This window comes from Pseudoxanthomonas sacheonensis, from assembly GCF_031455975.1.
Taxonomy (GTDB): domain Bacteria; phylum Pseudomonadota; class Gammaproteobacteria; order Xanthomonadales; family Xanthomonadaceae; genus Pseudoxanthomonas_A; species Pseudoxanthomonas_A sacheonensis_A.
On sequence record NZ_JAVDTT010000003.1, the window covers coordinates 237622 to 253156 of the forward strand.

Below are 15535 nucleotides of genomic sequence, written 5' to 3' on the forward strand. Positions count from 1 at the left end.
TGTCTTGTATCGACCCGCATGCCAGGACCGTATCCGATGAACGCCGACGCCCTCGGGCTCATGCTGCAACACGAACTGCCCGCCGCCGCCAAGGGCGACCACGGCGCTTACGGCCGCATCGTCGTTGGCTGCCAGAACACGGTCACCGCCATCGCCCTGGCCATTACCCGCGACGTGGCCGCCAGCGAGGATATCGCCCAGGAAGCCTTCCTCAAGGCATGGCAGCAATTGGATCGCCTGAACAATTCCACCAGCTTCCTGCCCTGGCTGCGCCAGATCACCCGCAACCTGGCCCGCGACCACCTGCGTGCGAACCGCAACAGACCGTTGTCGGGCGAAGGCGCGGAAATCGCGATCCAGATGGCCGCCGATCCGGCACCTACTCCGGGCGAGAAACTGCTGCAGACGGAACAGGAAATGGTCGCCACCGAGATCATTTCTTCGTTGCCTGAGGAAAGCCGCGAAACCCTCCTGCTCTATTACCGCGAGGGCCAAAGTTCGCAGCATGTGGCTACGCTGCTGGGCTTGAGCGACGCCGCGGTGCGCAAGCGGTTGTCGCGTGCGCGCGGCAGCGTGCGCGAAGAGATGCTCAAACGGTTCGGAGAGTTCGCGCGCGCCAGCGCCCCCAGCGCCGCCTTCGCGGTGGCGGTGAGCAGCGCGCTGATGGTGACCGCGCCTGCCGCCAGCGCCGCCGCGCTCATCGGCGCCGGCGCGGTGGGTTCGGGTGCAGGCAAACTGGGCGCCGGCGGACTCGGCGCCTCGGCGGTCAACGGCGGGGTCGCAGTCGGCGCATGGGGAACGATGTTCGGCGGCCAGTTGCATATCGTCCTGCCGGCACTGCTGGGCGGCATGCTGGGCGCCTACCTTGGCGGCCTCTGGTTGCTGCGCTTTGCCGAAACCGCCGACGAACGCCGGCAGATACGCGGTTTCATTTTCCTCAACACCGCTACCGCTGCGATTTTCAGCCTGGGCGTACTGGTGCTGGTGGGTTTCAACAGCCCGCAGTGGTCGATACTGCTTTATTCCTTGGCCGCGATGGCGGCCATCAACTACCAGTGTCTGGTGCCATTGCAGCGGATCATGGCCCCGCTATTGGCGCGCGCCAACGCACGACGTGGCCGTACCGGCACCAACTGGGCCTACGAAAGCATGTATGGCCGCACGGGCGTGCTCATCGCTAACATCTTCGTGGTGCTGGCGATCGCCTGGGCGATGTTCGATTGATCCTATCCGGCATCCAGTAGGGACTAAGGCTCCACCTGCCGCATCGCAAAAAAAGCCCATGCTGTTTCCAGCATGGGCGATAAAGGCAAAGCGCCAGATCGCGACGCCTGCTTGTTGGTCAGTTGCGATCGGCTGCAGGCGTAGGTGAACGCGGACCACCATGCTTGCCGTGGGCGGGCTTGGCTGCATCCACTTCCGCACGGCTCAACTTGCCGTCCTTGTCGGTGTCGGCAGCGGCGAACCATTCGTCCTTACGCTGCTTGGCGAGGATTTCATGGTCGGCGCGATCGACATAACCGTCCTTGTTCGCATCCATCTGCTCGAAGCGCGAGGCCATCCTGCCTTCGGCGGCCGTGGCTTCGGCACGGCTTATACGGCCGTCCTTGTCGGTGTCCAGCCTGGACATCGCTTCGCGCGGACCATGGCCACGCTTGTCATGGTCATGGCCACGTCCATGCCGCGCCGGCATTTCATCCTTGGTCAGCTTGCCGTCCTTGTTCTTGTCCAGTTCGTCGAACTTGCCGGCCAGGCGCGGATGACTGGCCGCTTCGGCGCGGTCCACGACGCCATCGCCGTTGCTGTCGAGCTTGGCGCGGGGAGCCGGCTGTGCGCTTGTTGCGGAAACGCCGGGGGCGGGAGCGGTGGCTGCGAAGGCGGTGCCGGCGGCCAGCGCGGTCAGTACGGCGAGGGTGAGCAGGGTCTTGCGGGTCATGCGAATCTCCGGGAAGGTGTGGCGCGGTTCCGCCACTGCCACGGTTAACGCCCCAGCCCTAAGCGCGTTGACCGCCTCGGCTTCCTATTCATTTTGCGGACGGTCGCAACCCACGCGATACGCACCCCGCAGTATCCTGCTCTCATGAATCACGCCCTCGCTCGCGCTGTCTCCATCTCCGGACACCCGATGGTGGTGCTGCCGTTGGCAGCCCTGGCGTTGACGCTGGCGCGTGGGCAGTACCTGATCGCGTTGTGGATGGCGCTTGGATTCGCCGCGTTCGCGGGAATAGTGATGGCTTACTCGGGCTGGCAGGTACGCCGGGGCCGCTGGTCGCATGTGGATGCCAGCGACCGGCGCGAACGCAGATCGTTGAATCGCTTTCTCCTGGTCGCGCTGTTGGTTTCCACTGCGTTGGCTTTCTGGCTCGGCCCTTCGGCGGAGTTGACGCTGGGACTGGCCCTGTCGGCGGCGATGGTGGCCGTCGCCATGCTGACCTCCCGCTGGTGCAAGCTTTCGCTGCATATGGCGTTCGCCGTGTTCGCCGCCTTCCTGCTGCTGGTCAATGCGCCCTGGTGGGCAGGCCTTGCGGGATTGTGTTTCGCGGCCGCGGTGGCCTGGTCGCGCCTGGCCTTGCAACGCCACGTGCCGCGCGACCTTATCGCTGGCGCATTGATTGGCGCGCTCGCCGGCATTGCCTTCGCAATGTCCGTCGGCGCGGGGACGGGTTGAGCGATGGGCAACGATCCGCAGCAACCCGCCGACGATCTACGTCTGTTCCATACGGGCGAACATCCCTGCGGCTATTGGGAGGACCGCACCGCCCGCGATCTGGTGCTGGATCCGCGCGATCCGCGCCTGGCTTCCTTCTATCCCACCGCACTGAGTTGGGGCTTCCGCCGCTCGGGCGATCTGGTCTACCGGCCGCATTGCGAAGGCTGCCGCGCCTGCGTGGCGGTGCGCATTCCGGTGACGGAGTTCCGGCCCGATCGCAGCCAGCGGCGCTGCGCGGCGCGCAATATCGAAGTCGAAGCACGGGTCGTGGCCGCCGAACGCACCGATGAGCATCTGACGCTGTACCGCCGCTACCTTGCCGCACGCCACCGCAACGGCGGCATGGACGACCACGGCGCAGTGGAGTTCGAACAATTCCTGGTGGGCAGCTGGTCGCAAGGACGCTTCCTGGAGCTGCGCGAACATGGAACGCTCATCGCGGTCGCGGTCACCGACATCACCCCGGACGCCTTTTCAGCCGTCTATACCTTCTTCGATCCGGATATGGAAAAGCGAAGCCTGGGTACGCTGGCGATCCTGCGTCAGTTGGAATGGGCCAAGCGCGAATCGCGCCGGCATCTGTACCTGGGCTACTGGATACAAGGCCACAGCAAGATGGATTACAAACGTCGTTTCCAACCCTTGGAAGCCTTCGACGGCCGCAATTGGAATCGCTCGCAATTAACCGATTGAAAACATAAGCAATCCGGCTTTTGTGAGAGCATCGCGTGCTCGCTGGGCCGTTAGTTGCCGATCCGCGAGTAAGCGAGGTGGATTTCCTCGTTCATTCCCATCTGAATAAATGGAGTTTTGCATGAAATTAAAAGCACTTTTTCTGGTCGCCGCGGCCACTCTGACTTTGGCCGCCTGCAAGCCTGCCGAGAAACCCGCCGAAGAAGCCCCCACAGCCGAAACGGCGCCTGCCGCCGAAGCTACCGCCCCGGCCGCCGAACCTGCTGCCCCGGCGGCGCCCGCTCCGGTCGCCGATACCGCCACGGCCAGCACCGGCGTGCCGGAATGCGACACCTACCTCGAGAAGGTCTATGCCTGCATCAGCGACAAGGTGCCGGAAGCCCAACGCGCCGCCATGAAGCAGGGCATCGAGCAGACGCAGTCCGGTTGGTCCACCGTCACCGACAAGACCGCGCTGGCCACCCAGTGCAAGACCGCCATGGAACAGGCCAAGACCAGCTTTGGCGCCATGGGTTGTACGTTCTAACCAAGCTCGACGGGCTTCGCCTCGTCGTTGAGACCTGAAAGCGCCCCGGGAAACCGGGGCGCTTTTCTTATGTCATCGCCAACGCACAGTCGCATGTCAGAATCGGCGCATGCACAGACTCCTCGTTGCCCTGCTCATGCTCCCCAACCTCACCGCCTGCGTGCACGTCAACGTGCATGGAGACCCTTCCGCTTACGCAGCGGAAAACAAGATCCGTGTCGCCACCTACAACACCTCGCTGTACTCGGACGAAGACGGCGGGCTGATCCGCGAGCTGGAGGGCGACAGCGCGCATGCGCGCAAGATCGCGGCGGTGCTGCAGCGGGTGCGTCCAGACCTGGTGCTATTGAACGAGTTCGACTACGACCAGGCACACCGCGCCGCCGACCTGTTCCAGCAGCGTTACCTGGAAGTTCCGCAAGCGAGCGGTGGAGAAGCGCTGAAGTATCCCTATCGTTATCTCGCACCCGTCAATACCGGCGTTCCCAGCGGCCTGGACTTGGACGGTGACGGAGAAGTCGGCGGCAACGGCCGCGCGCGCGGCAACGACGCATGGGGCTATGGCCTGCATCCGGGCCAATACGGCATGTTGGTGCTGTCGAAATATCCGATCGACGCGGCCCGCGTGCGCACGTTCCAGCACTTGCGCTGGAGTGCGATGCCCAACGCACTACGGCCGATCGATCCGGCCTCGCGTAAGTTTTTCTACCCAGACGCTGTCTGGAAGCAACTGCGGCTGTCTTCCAAATCGCATTGGGACGTACCGGTGCAGACGCCGGGAGGCGCGACCCACTTCCTGGTATCGCATCCCACTCCACCGGTCTTCGATGGTCCCGAGGACCGCAACGGCAAGCGCAACCACGATGAGATCCGGCTGTGGTCGGAGTACATCTCGCCCGGCGACAAGCCCTGGCTATGCGATGACAAGGGCCGCTGTGGCGGTCTGGCCGACGATGCGCGCTTCGTGATCGCCGGCGATCTGAACAACGATCCGATCGATGGCGATGGTTCGCACGAGGCGATCCTCGAACTGCTCGAACACCCGCGCGTGATGCGCTACGCCACGCCGCGCAGCGAGGGCGGCGCCGAGGCGGCGCGCGCTTACGCTGCGAAGGGCATCGAACATCGCGGGTCGCCCGCGCACGTCACCGGAGATTTCGGCCCCAAGGCCGGCGCGATGCGGCTGGACTATGTGCTGCCGTCCACCGGCTTCGGCTTGATCGAAAGCGGAGTGTTCTGGCCGCCGACGGCAAGCGAAGACGCCAAGATCGCCGACGGCAGCGATCACCATCTGGTATGGGTCGATCTTTCTCTCGAATAACTGCCATATAGAGCCGGGCTTGCTTAGCTGCCATCGTGCCGAACCCATGCAATCGGCAACGTTCGTCTTGCCTGCCGCCAAACTCAAAAAACCGAGGTCATCCCAGCGAACGCTGGGATCCATCTTGATCTTTATCTACTGGTTCGCCCACACGCAAAGTCAAAATGGATCCCAGCGTTCGCTGGGATGACGACTGCTTTTTTGAATTTCCGTTTCTCTCTCGACCGTCAGCTGCCCACAACCGGTGCCGCCTTCCGTGGTCCGAACCCGAAAATGCCATCGCTGTGCGCCGAGACGATCATGCGCACCATGCTGCCCGGCACCATGAGCTCTATCAGCGATGCTTTGCCGTCGGCAGCATGCACTTCCAGGGTCATCTCGATCAGCGCTCCGGCGGTGTCTATTTCCTTGCACAGCACATGCGCGCCGGCCGGCCCTTCGACCAGGTACGGCTTGATGGCCTCGCCCAGTGCTTCCAGCGCTTGCGGGAAGAAGAACACCGCGTAACCACCGCCTCCGTTCATCGTCGCTCTCCTCGTTATATCAATTCGATCGTGATCGCCTGACACGCCGCACGTGCGCCGGCACGTGCGGCATCGACGGTTTCACCGCGCGCCAAGGTGACGCCGACGCGGCGATGCCCTTCCACCCTCGGCTTGCCGAACAGACGCAATGCGGAGTCCGGCGCCTGCAAGGCGGCTTCAATGTTGGAGAACACCGGCACACCATGGCCGTGCGCCAGCATCGCGCAGGACGCGGCCGCGCCGAGCTGACGGATCGCAGGAATGGGAAGGCCGAGAATCGCACGTGCGTGCAGCGCGAATTCGCTCAGGTCCTGCGAAACCAGGGTAACCAGTCCGGTATCGTGCGGACGCGGCGACACTTCGCTGAACCAAACTTCGTCGCCTTTCACGAACAGCTCCACGCCGAACAATCCCCAGCCGCCCAGGTCGTCGGTGATCGTCTGCGCGATCCGCTGCGAACGCTGCAGCGCCGTCGGCGACATCGGTTGCGGCTGCCAGCTTTCGCGATAGTCGCCGTCCTTCTGCCAGTGCCCGATCGGATCGCAGAATGCGGTGCCGGCCGCATGGCGCACAGTCAGCAGGGTGATCTCGTAATCGAAGTCGACGAAGCCTTCCACGATCACCCGCCCCGCGCCGGCGCGGCCGCCGGTCTGCGCGTACTCCCAGGCCGCATCGATGTCGGATTCCGTGCGCAGGGTGCTCTGGCCCTTGCCTGACGACGACATCACCGGCTTGACCACGCAGGGCAGGCCGATGGCGGCCACAGCCTCGCGGTAATCCGCATGCGTGTCGACGAAACGGTAGGGCGAAGTCGGCAGCCCCAGGGTTTCCGCAGCCAGCCTGCGGATGCCTTCACGATCCATGGTCAGGCGCGCGGCGCGGGCGGTAGGCACAACACGGATGGGAGCCGCACGCAGCCCGCTCTCGGTTTCCAGTTCGACCAGGGTCTGGGTATGGATGGCCTCGATTTCGGGCACCACCAGATGCGGTTCCTCCAGCGCGATCAGCGCGCGCAAGGCCGCCGGATCCAGCATGTCCAGCACGTGCGAGCGATGCGCCACCTGCATGGCCGGGGCGTTGGGGTAACGGTCGGCGGCGATGACTTCGACGCCGAAGCGCTGCAATTCCAGCGCTACTTCCTTGCCCAGTTCGCCGGAACCCAATAGCAGCACCCGGGTCGCGGAAGGAGAAAGCGGGGTACCGAGCGTGGTCATGGGCGGGCCGGAGTGGGAGAGGCCGACATTTTAGCGGCCGACCCGCTCAGCCGACGAACGGCTGTTGATTATTGATATCAAATTGATATCTAATTTGCCGAACCCGGAGAAACCACCATGAAAGAAAATCCCACCCGCTCCCTGCCCGGCCTGCCTTTCCTGCTGGGCGTATTGGTTGTCGCTGTCCTGGCCGTCTGGCTTTTCATGAAGGGCACGGGCGCCCCTGATGGCGCGCCCGACGCAGTGTTGCTGATTACCGCGGTATTGATCGGCATCGTCGCCTTTTTCAGTCTGATCGGCCTGTACACCGTGCAGCCCAACCAGGCCGCGGTACTGAGCCTGTTCGGCAAGTACGTCGGCACGGTCAAGGACAACGGCCTGCGCTGGAACAACCCCTTCTATTCCAAGAAGAAGGTTTCCCAGCGCGTGCGCAATTTCGAAAGCGGAAAGCTCAAGGTCAACGAGTTGGACGGCAGCCCCATCGAAATCGCCGCGGTGATCGTGTGGCAGGTGGTGGATTCGGCCGAGGCGGTCTACAACGTGGACGACTACGAAAGCTTCGTGCATATCCAGTCCGAGTCGGCGCTGCGCACCATGGCCACCAGCTATCCCTACGACCAGCACGAAGACGGGCAACTGGCCCTGCGCAGCCACGCCGCGGAGGTTTCCAAGCACCTGCTCGACGAACTTCAGGATCGCCTGGCCGACGCCGGCGTGCAGGTGCTGGATGCGCGCATCAGCCACCTCGCTTATGCGCCGGAGATCGCCCAGGCCATGTTGCAGCGGCAACAGGCCAATGCCGTGGTCGCCGCACGCACCCGCATCGTCTTCGGCGCGGTCAGCATGGTGGAAATGGCCCTGGACGAACTGCAGAAGAAAGGCGTGGTCCAGCTGGACGAGGAGCGTAAAGCGCAAATGGTCAGCAACCTGCTGGTGGTGCTGTGCAGCGAGCGCGGTTCGCAGCCCATCGTCAACGCCGGCACCCTGTACTGAGCCGGCGGGCCGGACCGGATCGTGGCAGAGAAAAAAGCCTATCCCCTGCGCATCAGCGCCGACGTGCTGAACGCGGCGCAGCGTTGGGCCGATGACGACCTTCGCTCGTTGAACGCGCAGATCGAATACGTGTTGCGCGAAGCCCTGCGCAAGGCGGGACGGCTGCCGAAAGCCGTCGGGGAGAAACAGGAGGACGAATCATGAGTACGACGCGCTGGAACTACCACGTTGCCGAGATCAAGATGCAGTTGTTCGGACGATCGATGACCGAGCGCGTGCAGGAAGAGCTGAGCCGGCTGGGGCTGCAGGGGTGGGAACTGGTTTCGGCCGTGCAGTCCGAAGCCGCCGACTCCGTTCGCCTGTTCCTGAAGAAACCCGCATAGTTTTCGGCCCACCGAAGGAGCGCGCCATGCTGCATCTCCTGCACCCGATCGAACGCCGTTTTCCCGGCAATTCCCGGGCGCTTCGGCTTACCTTGGTCGCTGCTTCGGCCGCGCTGCTCGGCATTGGCGCGTTACTGGTCGCGCAGTGACCGCGAACGTGAGCACGCAACCGCTCGATCCGCGCCTGCAGCTGGTTCCGCCCGGCACCCAGCCCCGTCTGTGGATGTTCGGCCTTTGCGTATTGCTGCCTGTCCTGGTCACCGCTGCCGCGTTGTTGGCGGTCAAGAGCGGCGACACGCATTGGGACTTCGCCGGCGGCGAGCCAGTCATGGTGGGCATGGCGATCATCGGCGCGGAGTCGCTGTTGATGTCGGCCATCTGGGCGTTGCTGGACAGGGCCATGCGCCGGCATCGGCTGGCGCTTTCTGGCGACTCACTGCAAATAAAGACCAGCTTCTACTCGCGGATCGTTCCGTTGTCGGAACTGAGGCTCGATCAGGCGCGTGTGGTCGACCTGCATGAACGCACGGAGTTCAAGCCGGGGTTGAAGACCAACGGCTATTCGGTGCCGGGTTTTCACAGCGGCCACTTCCGTCTGCGCAATCGCGAGAAAGCGTTCGTCGCGGTCGCCGGAGAGCGCCGCGCGCTATGGTTGCCCACCGCCCACGATGTCGGCCTGCTGCTGCAGCCACAACAACCCGATGCCCTGCTCAACCGTCTGCGCGAACTGGCGACAACCCCGCCGCGCCGCTAAGCTGCGCTGATGCGCGGCCAACCCCGAATACTGATCAATACCCCGGACGTGGAACTCTGGCCCGGCGGTCTGCTGCGTGCGCGCAGCAATGCCGATGCGCGGGTACTTTCGCGGGCCGGGCGTGTCTTGCGGCGCAAGCGAGACGGCCGTTATCTGGCTGCTGCGCTACCGGAAGGGATGCTGTCGCTGTCGCCGCGCTGGGCGCATGAGCCCGGCATCGAAGCCGCGCTCGACGCGCTCGACAGTCTGCGCACGGATCGCGGCTTCGACATCGATGCCTCGGGCGAGCTGCCGTTGGAGCAGCTGATAGAGCGCCTGGACTCTCTGGGTCTGGACGAAAGCTATGGCGAGAAGGTCGGACTTGGACTGGTGCCGGAGCCCGTCGCCCTCGCCTTCGCAGGATTCGACCGTTACCGGCGCCCGCTATGGCTCACCGCCCACGCAGCACGGGCGTGGGAAGGCATGCGGCGTATAGCCGGAAGCGAAGGAGTCGTGCTGGAAGCCATCTCCGGTTATCGCAGCCACCACTATCAGCTGGGCATTTTCGAACGCAAGCTCGCCCGCGGACAGACCGTCGAACAGATCCTCACCGTGAACGCCGCACCCGGCTACAGCGAGCACCACAGCGGCAATGCGCTGGATATCGGCACGCCCGGCGAAGCGCCCGCCGAGGAATCGTTCGAGAACACGGCTGCGTTCGCTTGGCTGACAGCGAATGCCGAGGCTTTCGGTTTCCTCATGAGCTATCCACGCGACAATCCCCACGGCATCGTCTACGAACCCTGGCACTGGTACTACGCAAGGTAGGTCGGGGCTACGCCCCCGACGCGTTTTTCATTCAACGCCAATCCAGTCGGGGGCGTAGCCCCGACCTACGGAATCCATATGACCACTCTCGTCCCCTTGCAGAACCACCAGATCCGACTCGCCAATCGCCCGGTCGGCATGACCACACGCGAGAACTGGCAATTCACCACCGAAGCGGTGACCGAGCCGGTCGAAGACGGCGTGCTGGTGAAGACGCTTTCGCTATCGCTGGATCCGGCGATGCGCGGCTGGATGAACGAAGGCAAATCGTACATCGCGCCGGTGGAGATCGGCGAGGTGATGCGCGCCGGTGGAATCGGCAAGGTGATCGCTTCGAAGCACGGTAACTTCGCGGTCGGCGATCTGGTAACGGGCGGGCTGGGCGTACAGGAGTACCGTCAATTCGCGCCTGCCGAAATCAAGCGTCATGCCATCAGCAAGATCGACCTGCGTATGGGAACCATCACCCAATGGCTCAACGTGCTGGGCATGCCGGGCATGACCGGCTACTTCGGCCTGATGGAGGTGGGACAGCCGAAGGAAGGCGATGTGGTCGTGGTCTCGGGCGCTTCTGGCGCTGTCGGCCAGACCGTGGGCCAGTTGGCCAAGATCAAGGGCTGCCGCGTGGTCGGCATCGCCGGCGGCAAGGCCAAGTGCGACTTCGTGGTGAACGAAATGGGCTTCGACGCCTGCATCGACTACAAGAACGAGGACGTGCGAGCCGGCCTGAAAACGCACTGCCCCGACGGTATCGACATCTACTTCGACAACGTCGGCGGCGAGATCCTGGACCACGTGCTGGCGCGCCTGCGCCGCAAAGCGCGCATCATCGTCTGCGGGGCGGTTTCCCAGTACAACAGCGCCACCGGCGTGCAGGGGCCGAAAAATTATCTGTCGCTGCTGGTCAATCGCGCACGCATGGAAGGCATCGTGGTGTTCGATTATGCGGATCGCTACCCGATCGCCATCGCCGAGCTGGCCGGTTACCTGAAAGACGGCCGCATGAAGTCGCGAGAAGACGTGGTGGTCGGTCTGGAGACTTTCCCGGAATCGCTGGTGAAGCTGTTCACCGGCGAGAACTTCGGCAAGCTGGTGTTGCAGGTAGCATCCGACTAGCGGAACGCTAGTCCTGCGAGCGCTTCGTCGGCGTCTTCGCTTCGGCAGCGAAATCGGCGATGCGCCACAGGTACTGGCTCGCATAACTGCGATAAGGTCCCCAGCGCTCGCCGCGCGTCAGCAACTCCTTGGGCGTCGGCATGGCTTCCAGTTTGTCGACGCGCTGGGCGCCCTTGCGGATGCCCAGATCGTCCACCGGCAGCACATCGGGACGGCCCAGGCGGAACATCAGCATCATTTCCACGGTCCAGCGGCCGATACCGCGCACCGGCACCAAGGCGGCGACGATATCGTCCTGATGCATCGTCGACATCTGCCGCAGATTGGGGATTTCGCCGTTGGCCTCGCGGGCCGCCAGATCGCGCAACGCCAGGCTCTTGTTGCCGGAGACCCCGCAGGCGCGCAAGGTCGCGTCGTCGATGCGCCCCAGCGTGTCGAAATGCAGCCGGGTGCTGCCGATCGCGGCCTCCACGCGACCCACGATGGTCGCTGCCGCCTTGCCGCTGAGCTGTTGGTACAGAATCGCGCGAGCCAGGGCGTCGACCGGATCGAACGGCTTGCGCCAGCTAGCCTGCGGTTCGAGATAGCCGATGCGCTTCATCCACGCACTCAGTTTGCGATCGCGTTTGCCCAGATAATCGAAGGCCTCTTCGGTATCGAAACCCCGGGCGTGGCGCGGCATCCAGGCAGACTCAGCGACGGACGGCGTCGAGAGCCCACAGCAGCCAGCCGAGCATCAGCACAATGCCTCCTACCGGCGCCAGCTTGGTGCTGATTTGCGCGAGCACTCCCAAGACCAGACTGCCCGAAAACAGCAGCGTGCCTATCAGCAAAAAGTACAGGCCGACGCGTCCCAGCGACCTGGACGTACCCGCCGTAAGTGCGGCTAGGGCAATGCCGTGGCCGAATGCGTATAACGCGGCAGTCTGCAAATTGGATTGCGCGTGCGCGTCGGCGACGCCGTGGGCCGCGTACGCGCCGAGGGCGACGGCAAGCGCCGCGAACAAGGCGCCGGAAAAGGCGAGCAAAGAGGGTTTGCGTTGGCGACGGTCGTAATTCAACAAAGCAGCGGCCTCTTCGGGAAGCGGCGTCCTGGCCGGTGGCGGGAGCATCTCCAGTTCCGAAATGCAACGCGCCGCAGAAGCGGCGCGTTACCTCCAAACCGCGCGCGGACCGGAGTCCGCGGCACGTTTATCGCTTGCTGTTACTTGATCGCCCAATAGACGTCGAATGCGCCTTCGGCGGTGAACGCCTGATCCACACCACCCTTCCAGGACTCGTAGGGGCGATCGGCCACTTCATATCCATTGGTCATCGCCCAGGCACGCAGCGAATTACGCACGGCGTCCAGTTCAGCCATATAGCCGGTGTAATTAGCGGAAGCGGCTTTGTGCGCCTCGACATGCACGTACTCGACCGGTGTACCGGAGACCGAAACCTTCAGCGGACCGGTCGATGCAACCGACGTGGCCGGCGGCGTGATCGGCGGCTCAGGCTTGGCCTTGTCGCCGCTGGCCGGCTTGGGCGCGGCGCCGCTGCGCTTGCGGACCGGCTGGGCCACGTCGAAGGCGTATTTTTCGGTGCCGAAATCGGTGGTGATGATGCGCACCGGGCCAGCGGCCTCAAGACCGTTGGATTCCATCACGCGCTTGATCCACTCCTGATTCGCCTTGATCGAAGCCTTGATCAGGTCGTTGTTGCGGTCGATGTTGCCGGCCTTGACCACCAGCAGGTCTTCGGCGGGCACCTCGGCGATCTTCAGGCCGGTCAGCTTGGAACCTTCGATGCGATAGTCGAAGTTGGGCACCGTGGCCAGCATATTGGTCAGCTTGGACAAGCTGGCCTTGACCGAATCGCCTACGTGACGGCTGACATACATGCCGTTGAAACGGCCGAACAGGTTCCAGCCGTAGTTGACGTCGTAGGCCTGGGTGACCTTGACGTTGCGGCCGTTCTTGCCGGTCGGCGCCAGGGTAAACACGGTCTTTTTGTCGCCGCCGGGCGTGCGGTCGTCGATGGCGTACGCCACCTTTCCGCCGCCGGTACCGGCCGGGGCTTCACTCTCGGTGATTTCCCAGTGGCCCTTGCCCCAGCGCTTGTCGGCCGAGTTGAAGTCGACGCGCGCGCCGACGCCGGTGTGGCCTTCGCCGCCGCCGGTGTAGGTGAGCTCGGAAACCTTGCTGGGCATCAGCAGGTTCCAGTCCTTGAGCCGGCGGACGTTGTTGATAGTGTCGAACACGATAGTCATGCGTCGGTTGGTCTCGGTGCTTTCCACCAAGTGACGCTTGGAAGGCAGCACCAGGCCGACCACCAGGAACAGCGCTAGGACAAGCGCCAGTGCAATCAGGAACTCGAGCAAACGGGTCATTCAGCAGTCTCCGGGGGCCGATCCCTTGGCCAGTGAAATAGGTGCAGGGCGCATCCTAGCAGGCTTGGCGGATTCGGTCAGCCTGTTGGTGCATCGGCGGGCGCTGCGCCGCAACGCAACGGAATCTTCACCGGCTGGCCGCTTAAGCAAAAATAGCGGCCGAACCGGCGCAGCCCATCCGATCTTGCCCGCTTTCCCGTTCAGACCAGCTGAAGTTCGAATGCCTTGAGCACGGCGCGGGTGCGATCGCGTACGCCCAGCTTGGACAGGATATTGGAGACGTGGTTCTTGATCGTACCCTCCGCCACACCCAGCGAATTGGCGATCTCCTTGTTGGAGAAGCCGCTGGCCATCAGGCGCAGGATCTCGGTTTCCCGGTCGGTCAGCGGATCGGGACGGTCCAGGCTGACGAAATCGTTGCGCATGTGCTCCAGACCCGACAGCAGACGCTGGGTCACGGCCGGCTGCACCAACGAACCGCCAGAAGCCACGGTCCGGATCGCGCCCACCAGTTGTTCCAGCGAGACATCCTTCAGCAGATAGCCCTTGGCCCCCGCCTTGAGCCCTGCCAAGACCAATTGATCGTCGTCGAACGTAGTCAGGATGATCGCCGGGGGCAGCTGGTTCGTGGCGGCCAGGGCCTGCAACGCTTCCAGTCCGGACATCACCGGCATGCGCATGTCCATCAGCACCACGTCGGGCTTGACCTGCGGTATCAGCTCCACGGCCTGGCGGCCGTCAGCGGCTTCGGCCACCACCTCGATGCCGTCGTCCAACCCCAGCAGCGAACGGATGCCCTCTCTCACCAAAGTTTGGTCGTCGACCAGGCAAACACGGATCATGCGGTACCTCCGGTAAGGGGCTCTGGGCGAAGCTCCAGGGCAAGGGGTTCTGTCGTATCAACGGGAAGTTGCAGGCATAGGCGGAAGCCGCCACCCAAGCGGGATTCGATGGTCATGTTGCCACCATGCTGGCGCAGGCGTTCGCGCATGCCGCGCAGACCGTTGCCGGCGATCACCACTTCGGCGCCGTGCCCGTCGTCATGGGCATCGATGACGATCTGGCCGCCGTCGCGCCGGCAATGGATCCAGAGGTTGCGCGCTCCGGCATGGCGTACGGCGTTGGTGATGATCTCCTGGGTGCAACGCAGCAGCACATGGGCCCGTTCGGCATCGTCCAGGGTCAGCGGCTCTTCGATATTCATGTGGATCGCCAGCGCCGGCACCCGTTCGGTCAGCAACAGCAGCGCGCCTCCCAGGTCGATGGCATCGCCCTCGCGCAGCTGGCTGACCACCTCGCGCACGTCGGTCAGCAGCAGCTTGGCCAGGGTGTGGGCTTGCTTGACGTGCTCCAGGGCGCGGCCTTCGGTCATATGGCCGGCGACTTCCAGGTTCAGGCTGAGCGCGGTCAGGTGGTGGCCCAGCAAGTCATGCAGCTCGCGGGAAATACGGGTGCGTTCGTTGACCCGGGCGCTTTCGGCCAGCAGCATGCGGGTGGCGCGCAGTTCCGCATTGAGCCGGCGCTGTTCGTCCCGCGCCTGCGCCTGCTGACGCGCCACGTACGCGGTGACCAGCACGAAGGCTGAGAATCCCACGTAAAAAGTCGACTGGAACAGCGCATCCCAGAAGCTGAAATCGTCGCGTGCCATGAACGACGGCACCAGCGGGATATGGGCCATCAGCAACCACGCCACCGCCGCCCGCAGGCTGAGTATCCAGGGCAGCACGCCCGCCATGACCAGCAGCAGCATCGCGCTCAGCCCGGTCTGGGTGAAATAGCCCACGGCCACCGCCGCGGTCGTCAGCACCAGCAGCAGGACGAAATTGCCGCGGGTCGAAGCCACGGCGTCGCGGGAACCCAGCGAACGGGTGGCCAGCCAGTAGCAGAGCCCGAAAGCGAGATAGGAAACGACCGTCATCGGCACGTTGACGCCCAGCCCGGCCGTCTCGTCCACGCCACGCGAAGGCGGCAGGAACCAAATGTTCAGGATGATCGGGATACCCACCAGCGCCCAGGTGTACAGACCGGCTGCACGCAGGAGACGGGTGTGGCTGAGGCGATTCAACATCCATCCATCTTAGGCCGATTGCCCGGCGCCCACCCTGACCGAAAGTCATGCCTGCGGT

At 64.0% G+C, this 15535-nt stretch carries 20 protein-coding genes; 12 read left to right on the forward strand and 8 right to left on the reverse strand.

The window, feature by feature from the left end; all coding sequences use genetic code 11:
- Nucleotides 1-36: 36 nt before the first annotated feature.
- Nucleotides 37-1224 carry an RNA polymerase sigma factor gene (locus tag J2W94_RS13245; RefSeq protein WP_310094217.1) on the forward strand — a complete coding sequence of 396 codons (1188 nt, stop codon included), beginning with the start codon at nt 37-39 and terminating at the stop codon, nt 1222-1224.
- Nucleotides 1225-1342: 118 nt separating this feature from the next.
- Here the strand turns inward: J2W94_RS13245 and J2W94_RS13250 are convergent, their stop codons facing one another.
- Nucleotides 1343-1936, reverse strand: a complete 594-nt coding sequence (locus J2W94_RS13250) for an EF-hand domain-containing protein (RefSeq protein WP_310094220.1) — start codon at nt 1934-1936, stop codon at nt 1343-1345.
- 144 nt (nt 1937-2080) lie between these two features.
- Between J2W94_RS13250 and J2W94_RS13255 the strand changes: the two genes are divergently transcribed.
- From J2W94_RS13255 to J2W94_RS13270, 4 genes are all read left to right on the forward strand, one after another.
- Nucleotides 2081-2668: a phosphatase PAP2 family protein gene (locus J2W94_RS13255; RefSeq protein ID WP_310094222.1), complete on the forward strand. Its 588-nt coding sequence runs from the start codon at nt 2081-2083 to the stop codon at nt 2666-2668.
- A 3-nt stretch (nt 2669-2671) separates the two neighbouring features.
- Complete coding sequence (locus J2W94_RS13260) at nt 2672-3403, forward strand: arginyltransferase (RefSeq protein ID WP_310094225.1); 732 nt, start codon at nt 2672-2674, stop codon at nt 3401-3403.
- 121 nt (nt 3404-3524) lie between these two features.
- Complete coding sequence (locus tag J2W94_RS13265) at nt 3525-3929, forward strand: hypothetical protein (protein WP_310094228.1); 405 nt, start codon at nt 3525-3527, stop codon at nt 3927-3929.
- Between the two features lie 109 nt (nt 3930-4038).
- On the forward strand, nt 4039-5250 hold the full coding sequence (locus J2W94_RS13270; RefSeq protein WP_310094231.1) for an endonuclease/exonuclease/phosphatase family protein: 1212 nt from the start codon (nt 4039-4041) through the stop codon (nt 5248-5250).
- A gap of 227 nt (nt 5251-5477) precedes the next feature.
- Here J2W94_RS13270 and J2W94_RS13275 read toward each other — a convergent pair whose 3' ends face one another.
- The gene (locus tag J2W94_RS13275) at nt 5478-5774 is read right to left on the reverse strand and encodes a hypothetical protein (RefSeq protein WP_310094233.1); all 297 of its coding nucleotides are present in this window, start codon (nt 5772-5774) and stop codon (nt 5478-5480) included.
- Nucleotides 5775-5788: 14 nt separating this feature from the next.
- Nucleotides 5789-6988, reverse strand: coding sequence for a formate-dependent phosphoribosylglycinamide formyltransferase (gene purT / locus J2W94_RS13280; protein ID WP_310094236.1), 1200 nt, complete (start codon nt 6986-6988; stop codon nt 5789-5791).
- A gap of 117 nt (nt 6989-7105) precedes the next feature.
- On the opposite strand from purT, the gene J2W94_RS13285 reads away from it, so the two are divergent.
- From J2W94_RS13285 to J2W94_RS13315, 7 genes are all read left to right on the forward strand, one after another.
- Complete coding sequence (locus J2W94_RS13285; protein WP_310094239.1) at nt 7106-7981, forward strand: SPFH domain-containing protein; 876 nt, start codon at nt 7106-7108, stop codon at nt 7979-7981.
- 21 nt (nt 7982-8002) lie between these two features.
- Complete coding sequence (locus J2W94_RS13290; RefSeq protein WP_310094241.1) at nt 8003-8185, forward strand: Arc family DNA binding domain-containing protein; 183 nt, start codon at nt 8003-8005, stop codon at nt 8183-8185.
- Nucleotides 8182-8364, forward strand: a complete 183-nt coding sequence (locus tag J2W94_RS13295) for a DUF4177 domain-containing protein (RefSeq protein WP_310094244.1) — start codon at nt 8182-8184, stop codon at nt 8362-8364. The genes J2W94_RS13290 and J2W94_RS13295 overlap by 4 nt, the downstream gene beginning before the upstream one ends.
- 26 nt (nt 8365-8390) lie before the next feature.
- Nucleotides 8391-8513: a hypothetical protein gene (locus J2W94_RS13300; protein WP_310094248.1), complete on the forward strand. Its 123-nt coding sequence runs from the start codon at nt 8391-8393 to the stop codon at nt 8511-8513.
- Nucleotides 8514-8521: 8 nt separating this feature from the next.
- Nucleotides 8522-9118 carry a PH domain-containing protein gene (locus J2W94_RS13305; protein WP_310094251.1) on the forward strand — a complete coding sequence of 199 codons (597 nt, stop codon included), beginning with the start codon at nt 8522-8524 and terminating at the stop codon, nt 9116-9118.
- Between the two features lie 9 nt (nt 9119-9127).
- The gene (locus J2W94_RS13310; protein ID WP_310094254.1) at nt 9128-9925 is read left to right on the forward strand and encodes a M15 family metallopeptidase; all 798 of its coding nucleotides are present in this window, start codon (nt 9128-9130) and stop codon (nt 9923-9925) included.
- Nucleotides 9926-10003: 78 nt separating this feature from the next.
- A complete protein-coding gene (locus tag J2W94_RS13315; RefSeq protein ID WP_310094257.1) occupies nt 10004-11041 on the forward strand; it encodes an NADP-dependent oxidoreductase in 1038 nt (345 codons plus the stop codon).
- A 7-nt stretch (nt 11042-11048) separates the two neighbouring features.
- Here the strand turns inward: J2W94_RS13315 and J2W94_RS13320 are convergent, their stop codons facing one another.
- From J2W94_RS13320 to J2W94_RS13340, 5 genes are all read right to left on the reverse strand, one after another.
- A complete protein-coding gene (locus tag J2W94_RS13320; RefSeq protein ID WP_310094260.1) occupies nt 11049-11723 on the reverse strand; it encodes a DNA-3-methyladenine glycosylase family protein in 675 nt (224 codons plus the stop codon).
- A 10-nt stretch (nt 11724-11733) separates the two neighbouring features.
- The gene (locus tag J2W94_RS13325; protein ID WP_310094262.1) at nt 11734-12153 is read right to left on the reverse strand and encodes a DUF423 domain-containing protein; all 420 of its coding nucleotides are present in this window, start codon (nt 12151-12153) and stop codon (nt 11734-11736) included.
- A 92-nt stretch (nt 12154-12245) separates the two neighbouring features.
- Nucleotides 12246-13409 carry a polyketide cyclase gene (locus J2W94_RS13330; RefSeq protein WP_310094265.1) on the reverse strand — a complete coding sequence of 388 codons (1164 nt, stop codon included), beginning with the start codon at nt 13407-13409 and terminating at the stop codon, nt 12246-12248.
- A 200-nt stretch (nt 13410-13609) separates the two neighbouring features.
- Nucleotides 13610-14251, reverse strand: a complete 642-nt coding sequence (locus J2W94_RS13335; protein ID WP_310094267.1) for a response regulator transcription factor — start codon at nt 14249-14251, stop codon at nt 13610-13612.
- Complete coding sequence (locus J2W94_RS13340; protein ID WP_310094270.1) at nt 14248-15477, reverse strand: sensor histidine kinase; 1230 nt, start codon at nt 15475-15477, stop codon at nt 14248-14250. The genes J2W94_RS13335 and J2W94_RS13340 overlap by 4 nt, the downstream gene beginning before the upstream one ends.
- Nucleotides 15478-15535: the final 58 nt, after the last annotated feature.

What these genes read in the sequence shown, in the direction of transcription:
- J2W94_RS13245 (WP_310094217.1), top strand. Translation starts at nt 37, where the DNA reads ATGAACGCCGACGCCCTCGGGCTCATGCTGCAACACGAACTGCCCGCC.
- J2W94_RS13250 (WP_310094220.1), bottom strand. Translation starts at nt 1,936, where the DNA reads ATGACCCGCAAGACCCTGCTCACCCTCGCCGTACTGACCGCGCTGGCC.
- J2W94_RS13255 (WP_310094222.1), top strand. Translation starts at nt 2,081, where the DNA reads ATGAATCACGCCCTCGCTCGCGCTGTCTCCATCTCCGGACACCCGATG.
- J2W94_RS13260 (WP_310094225.1), top strand. Translation starts at nt 2,672, where the DNA reads ATGGGCAACGATCCGCAGCAACCCGCCGACGATCTACGTCTGTTCCAT.
- J2W94_RS13265 (WP_310094228.1), top strand. Translation starts at nt 3,525, where the DNA reads ATGAAATTAAAAGCACTTTTTCTGGTCGCCGCGGCCACTCTGACTTTG.
- J2W94_RS13270 (WP_310094231.1), top strand. Translation starts at nt 4,039, where the DNA reads ATGCACAGACTCCTCGTTGCCCTGCTCATGCTCCCCAACCTCACCGCC.
- J2W94_RS13275 (WP_310094233.1), bottom strand. Translation starts at nt 5,774, where the DNA reads ATGAACGGAGGCGGTGGTTACGCGGTGTTCTTCTTCCCGCAAGCGCTG.
- purT (WP_310094236.1), bottom strand. Translation starts at nt 6,988, where the DNA reads ATGACCACGCTCGGTACCCCGCTTTCTCCTTCCGCGACCCGGGTGCTG.
- J2W94_RS13285 (WP_310094239.1), top strand. Translation starts at nt 7,106, where the DNA reads ATGAAAGAAAATCCCACCCGCTCCCTGCCCGGCCTGCCTTTCCTGCTG.
- J2W94_RS13295 (WP_310094244.1), top strand. Translation starts at nt 8,182, where the DNA reads ATGAGTACGACGCGCTGGAACTACCACGTTGCCGAGATCAAGATGCAG.
- J2W94_RS13300 (WP_310094248.1), top strand. Translation starts at nt 8,391, where the DNA reads ATGCTGCATCTCCTGCACCCGATCGAACGCCGTTTTCCCGGCAATTCC.
- J2W94_RS13310 (WP_310094254.1), top strand. Translation starts at nt 9,128, where the DNA reads ATGCGCGGCCAACCCCGAATACTGATCAATACCCCGGACGTGGAACTC.
- J2W94_RS13315 (WP_310094257.1), top strand. Translation starts at nt 10,004, where the DNA reads ATGACCACTCTCGTCCCCTTGCAGAACCACCAGATCCGACTCGCCAAT.
- J2W94_RS13320 (WP_310094260.1), bottom strand. Translation starts at nt 11,723, where the DNA reads ATGCCGCGCCACGCCCGGGGTTTCGATACCGAAGAGGCCTTCGATTAT.
- J2W94_RS13325 (WP_310094262.1), bottom strand. Translation starts at nt 12,153, where the DNA reads ATGCTCCCGCCACCGGCCAGGACGCCGCTTCCCGAAGAGGCCGCTGCT.
- J2W94_RS13330 (WP_310094265.1), bottom strand. Translation starts at nt 13,409, where the DNA reads ATGACCCGTTTGCTCGAGTTCCTGATTGCACTGGCGCTTGTCCTAGCG.
- J2W94_RS13335 (WP_310094267.1), bottom strand. Translation starts at nt 14,251, where the DNA reads ATGATCCGTGTTTGCCTGGTCGACGACCAAACTTTGGTGAGAGAGGGC.
- J2W94_RS13340 (WP_310094270.1), bottom strand. Translation starts at nt 15,477, where the DNA reads ATGTTGAATCGCCTCAGCCACACCCGTCTCCTGCGTGCAGCCGGTCTG.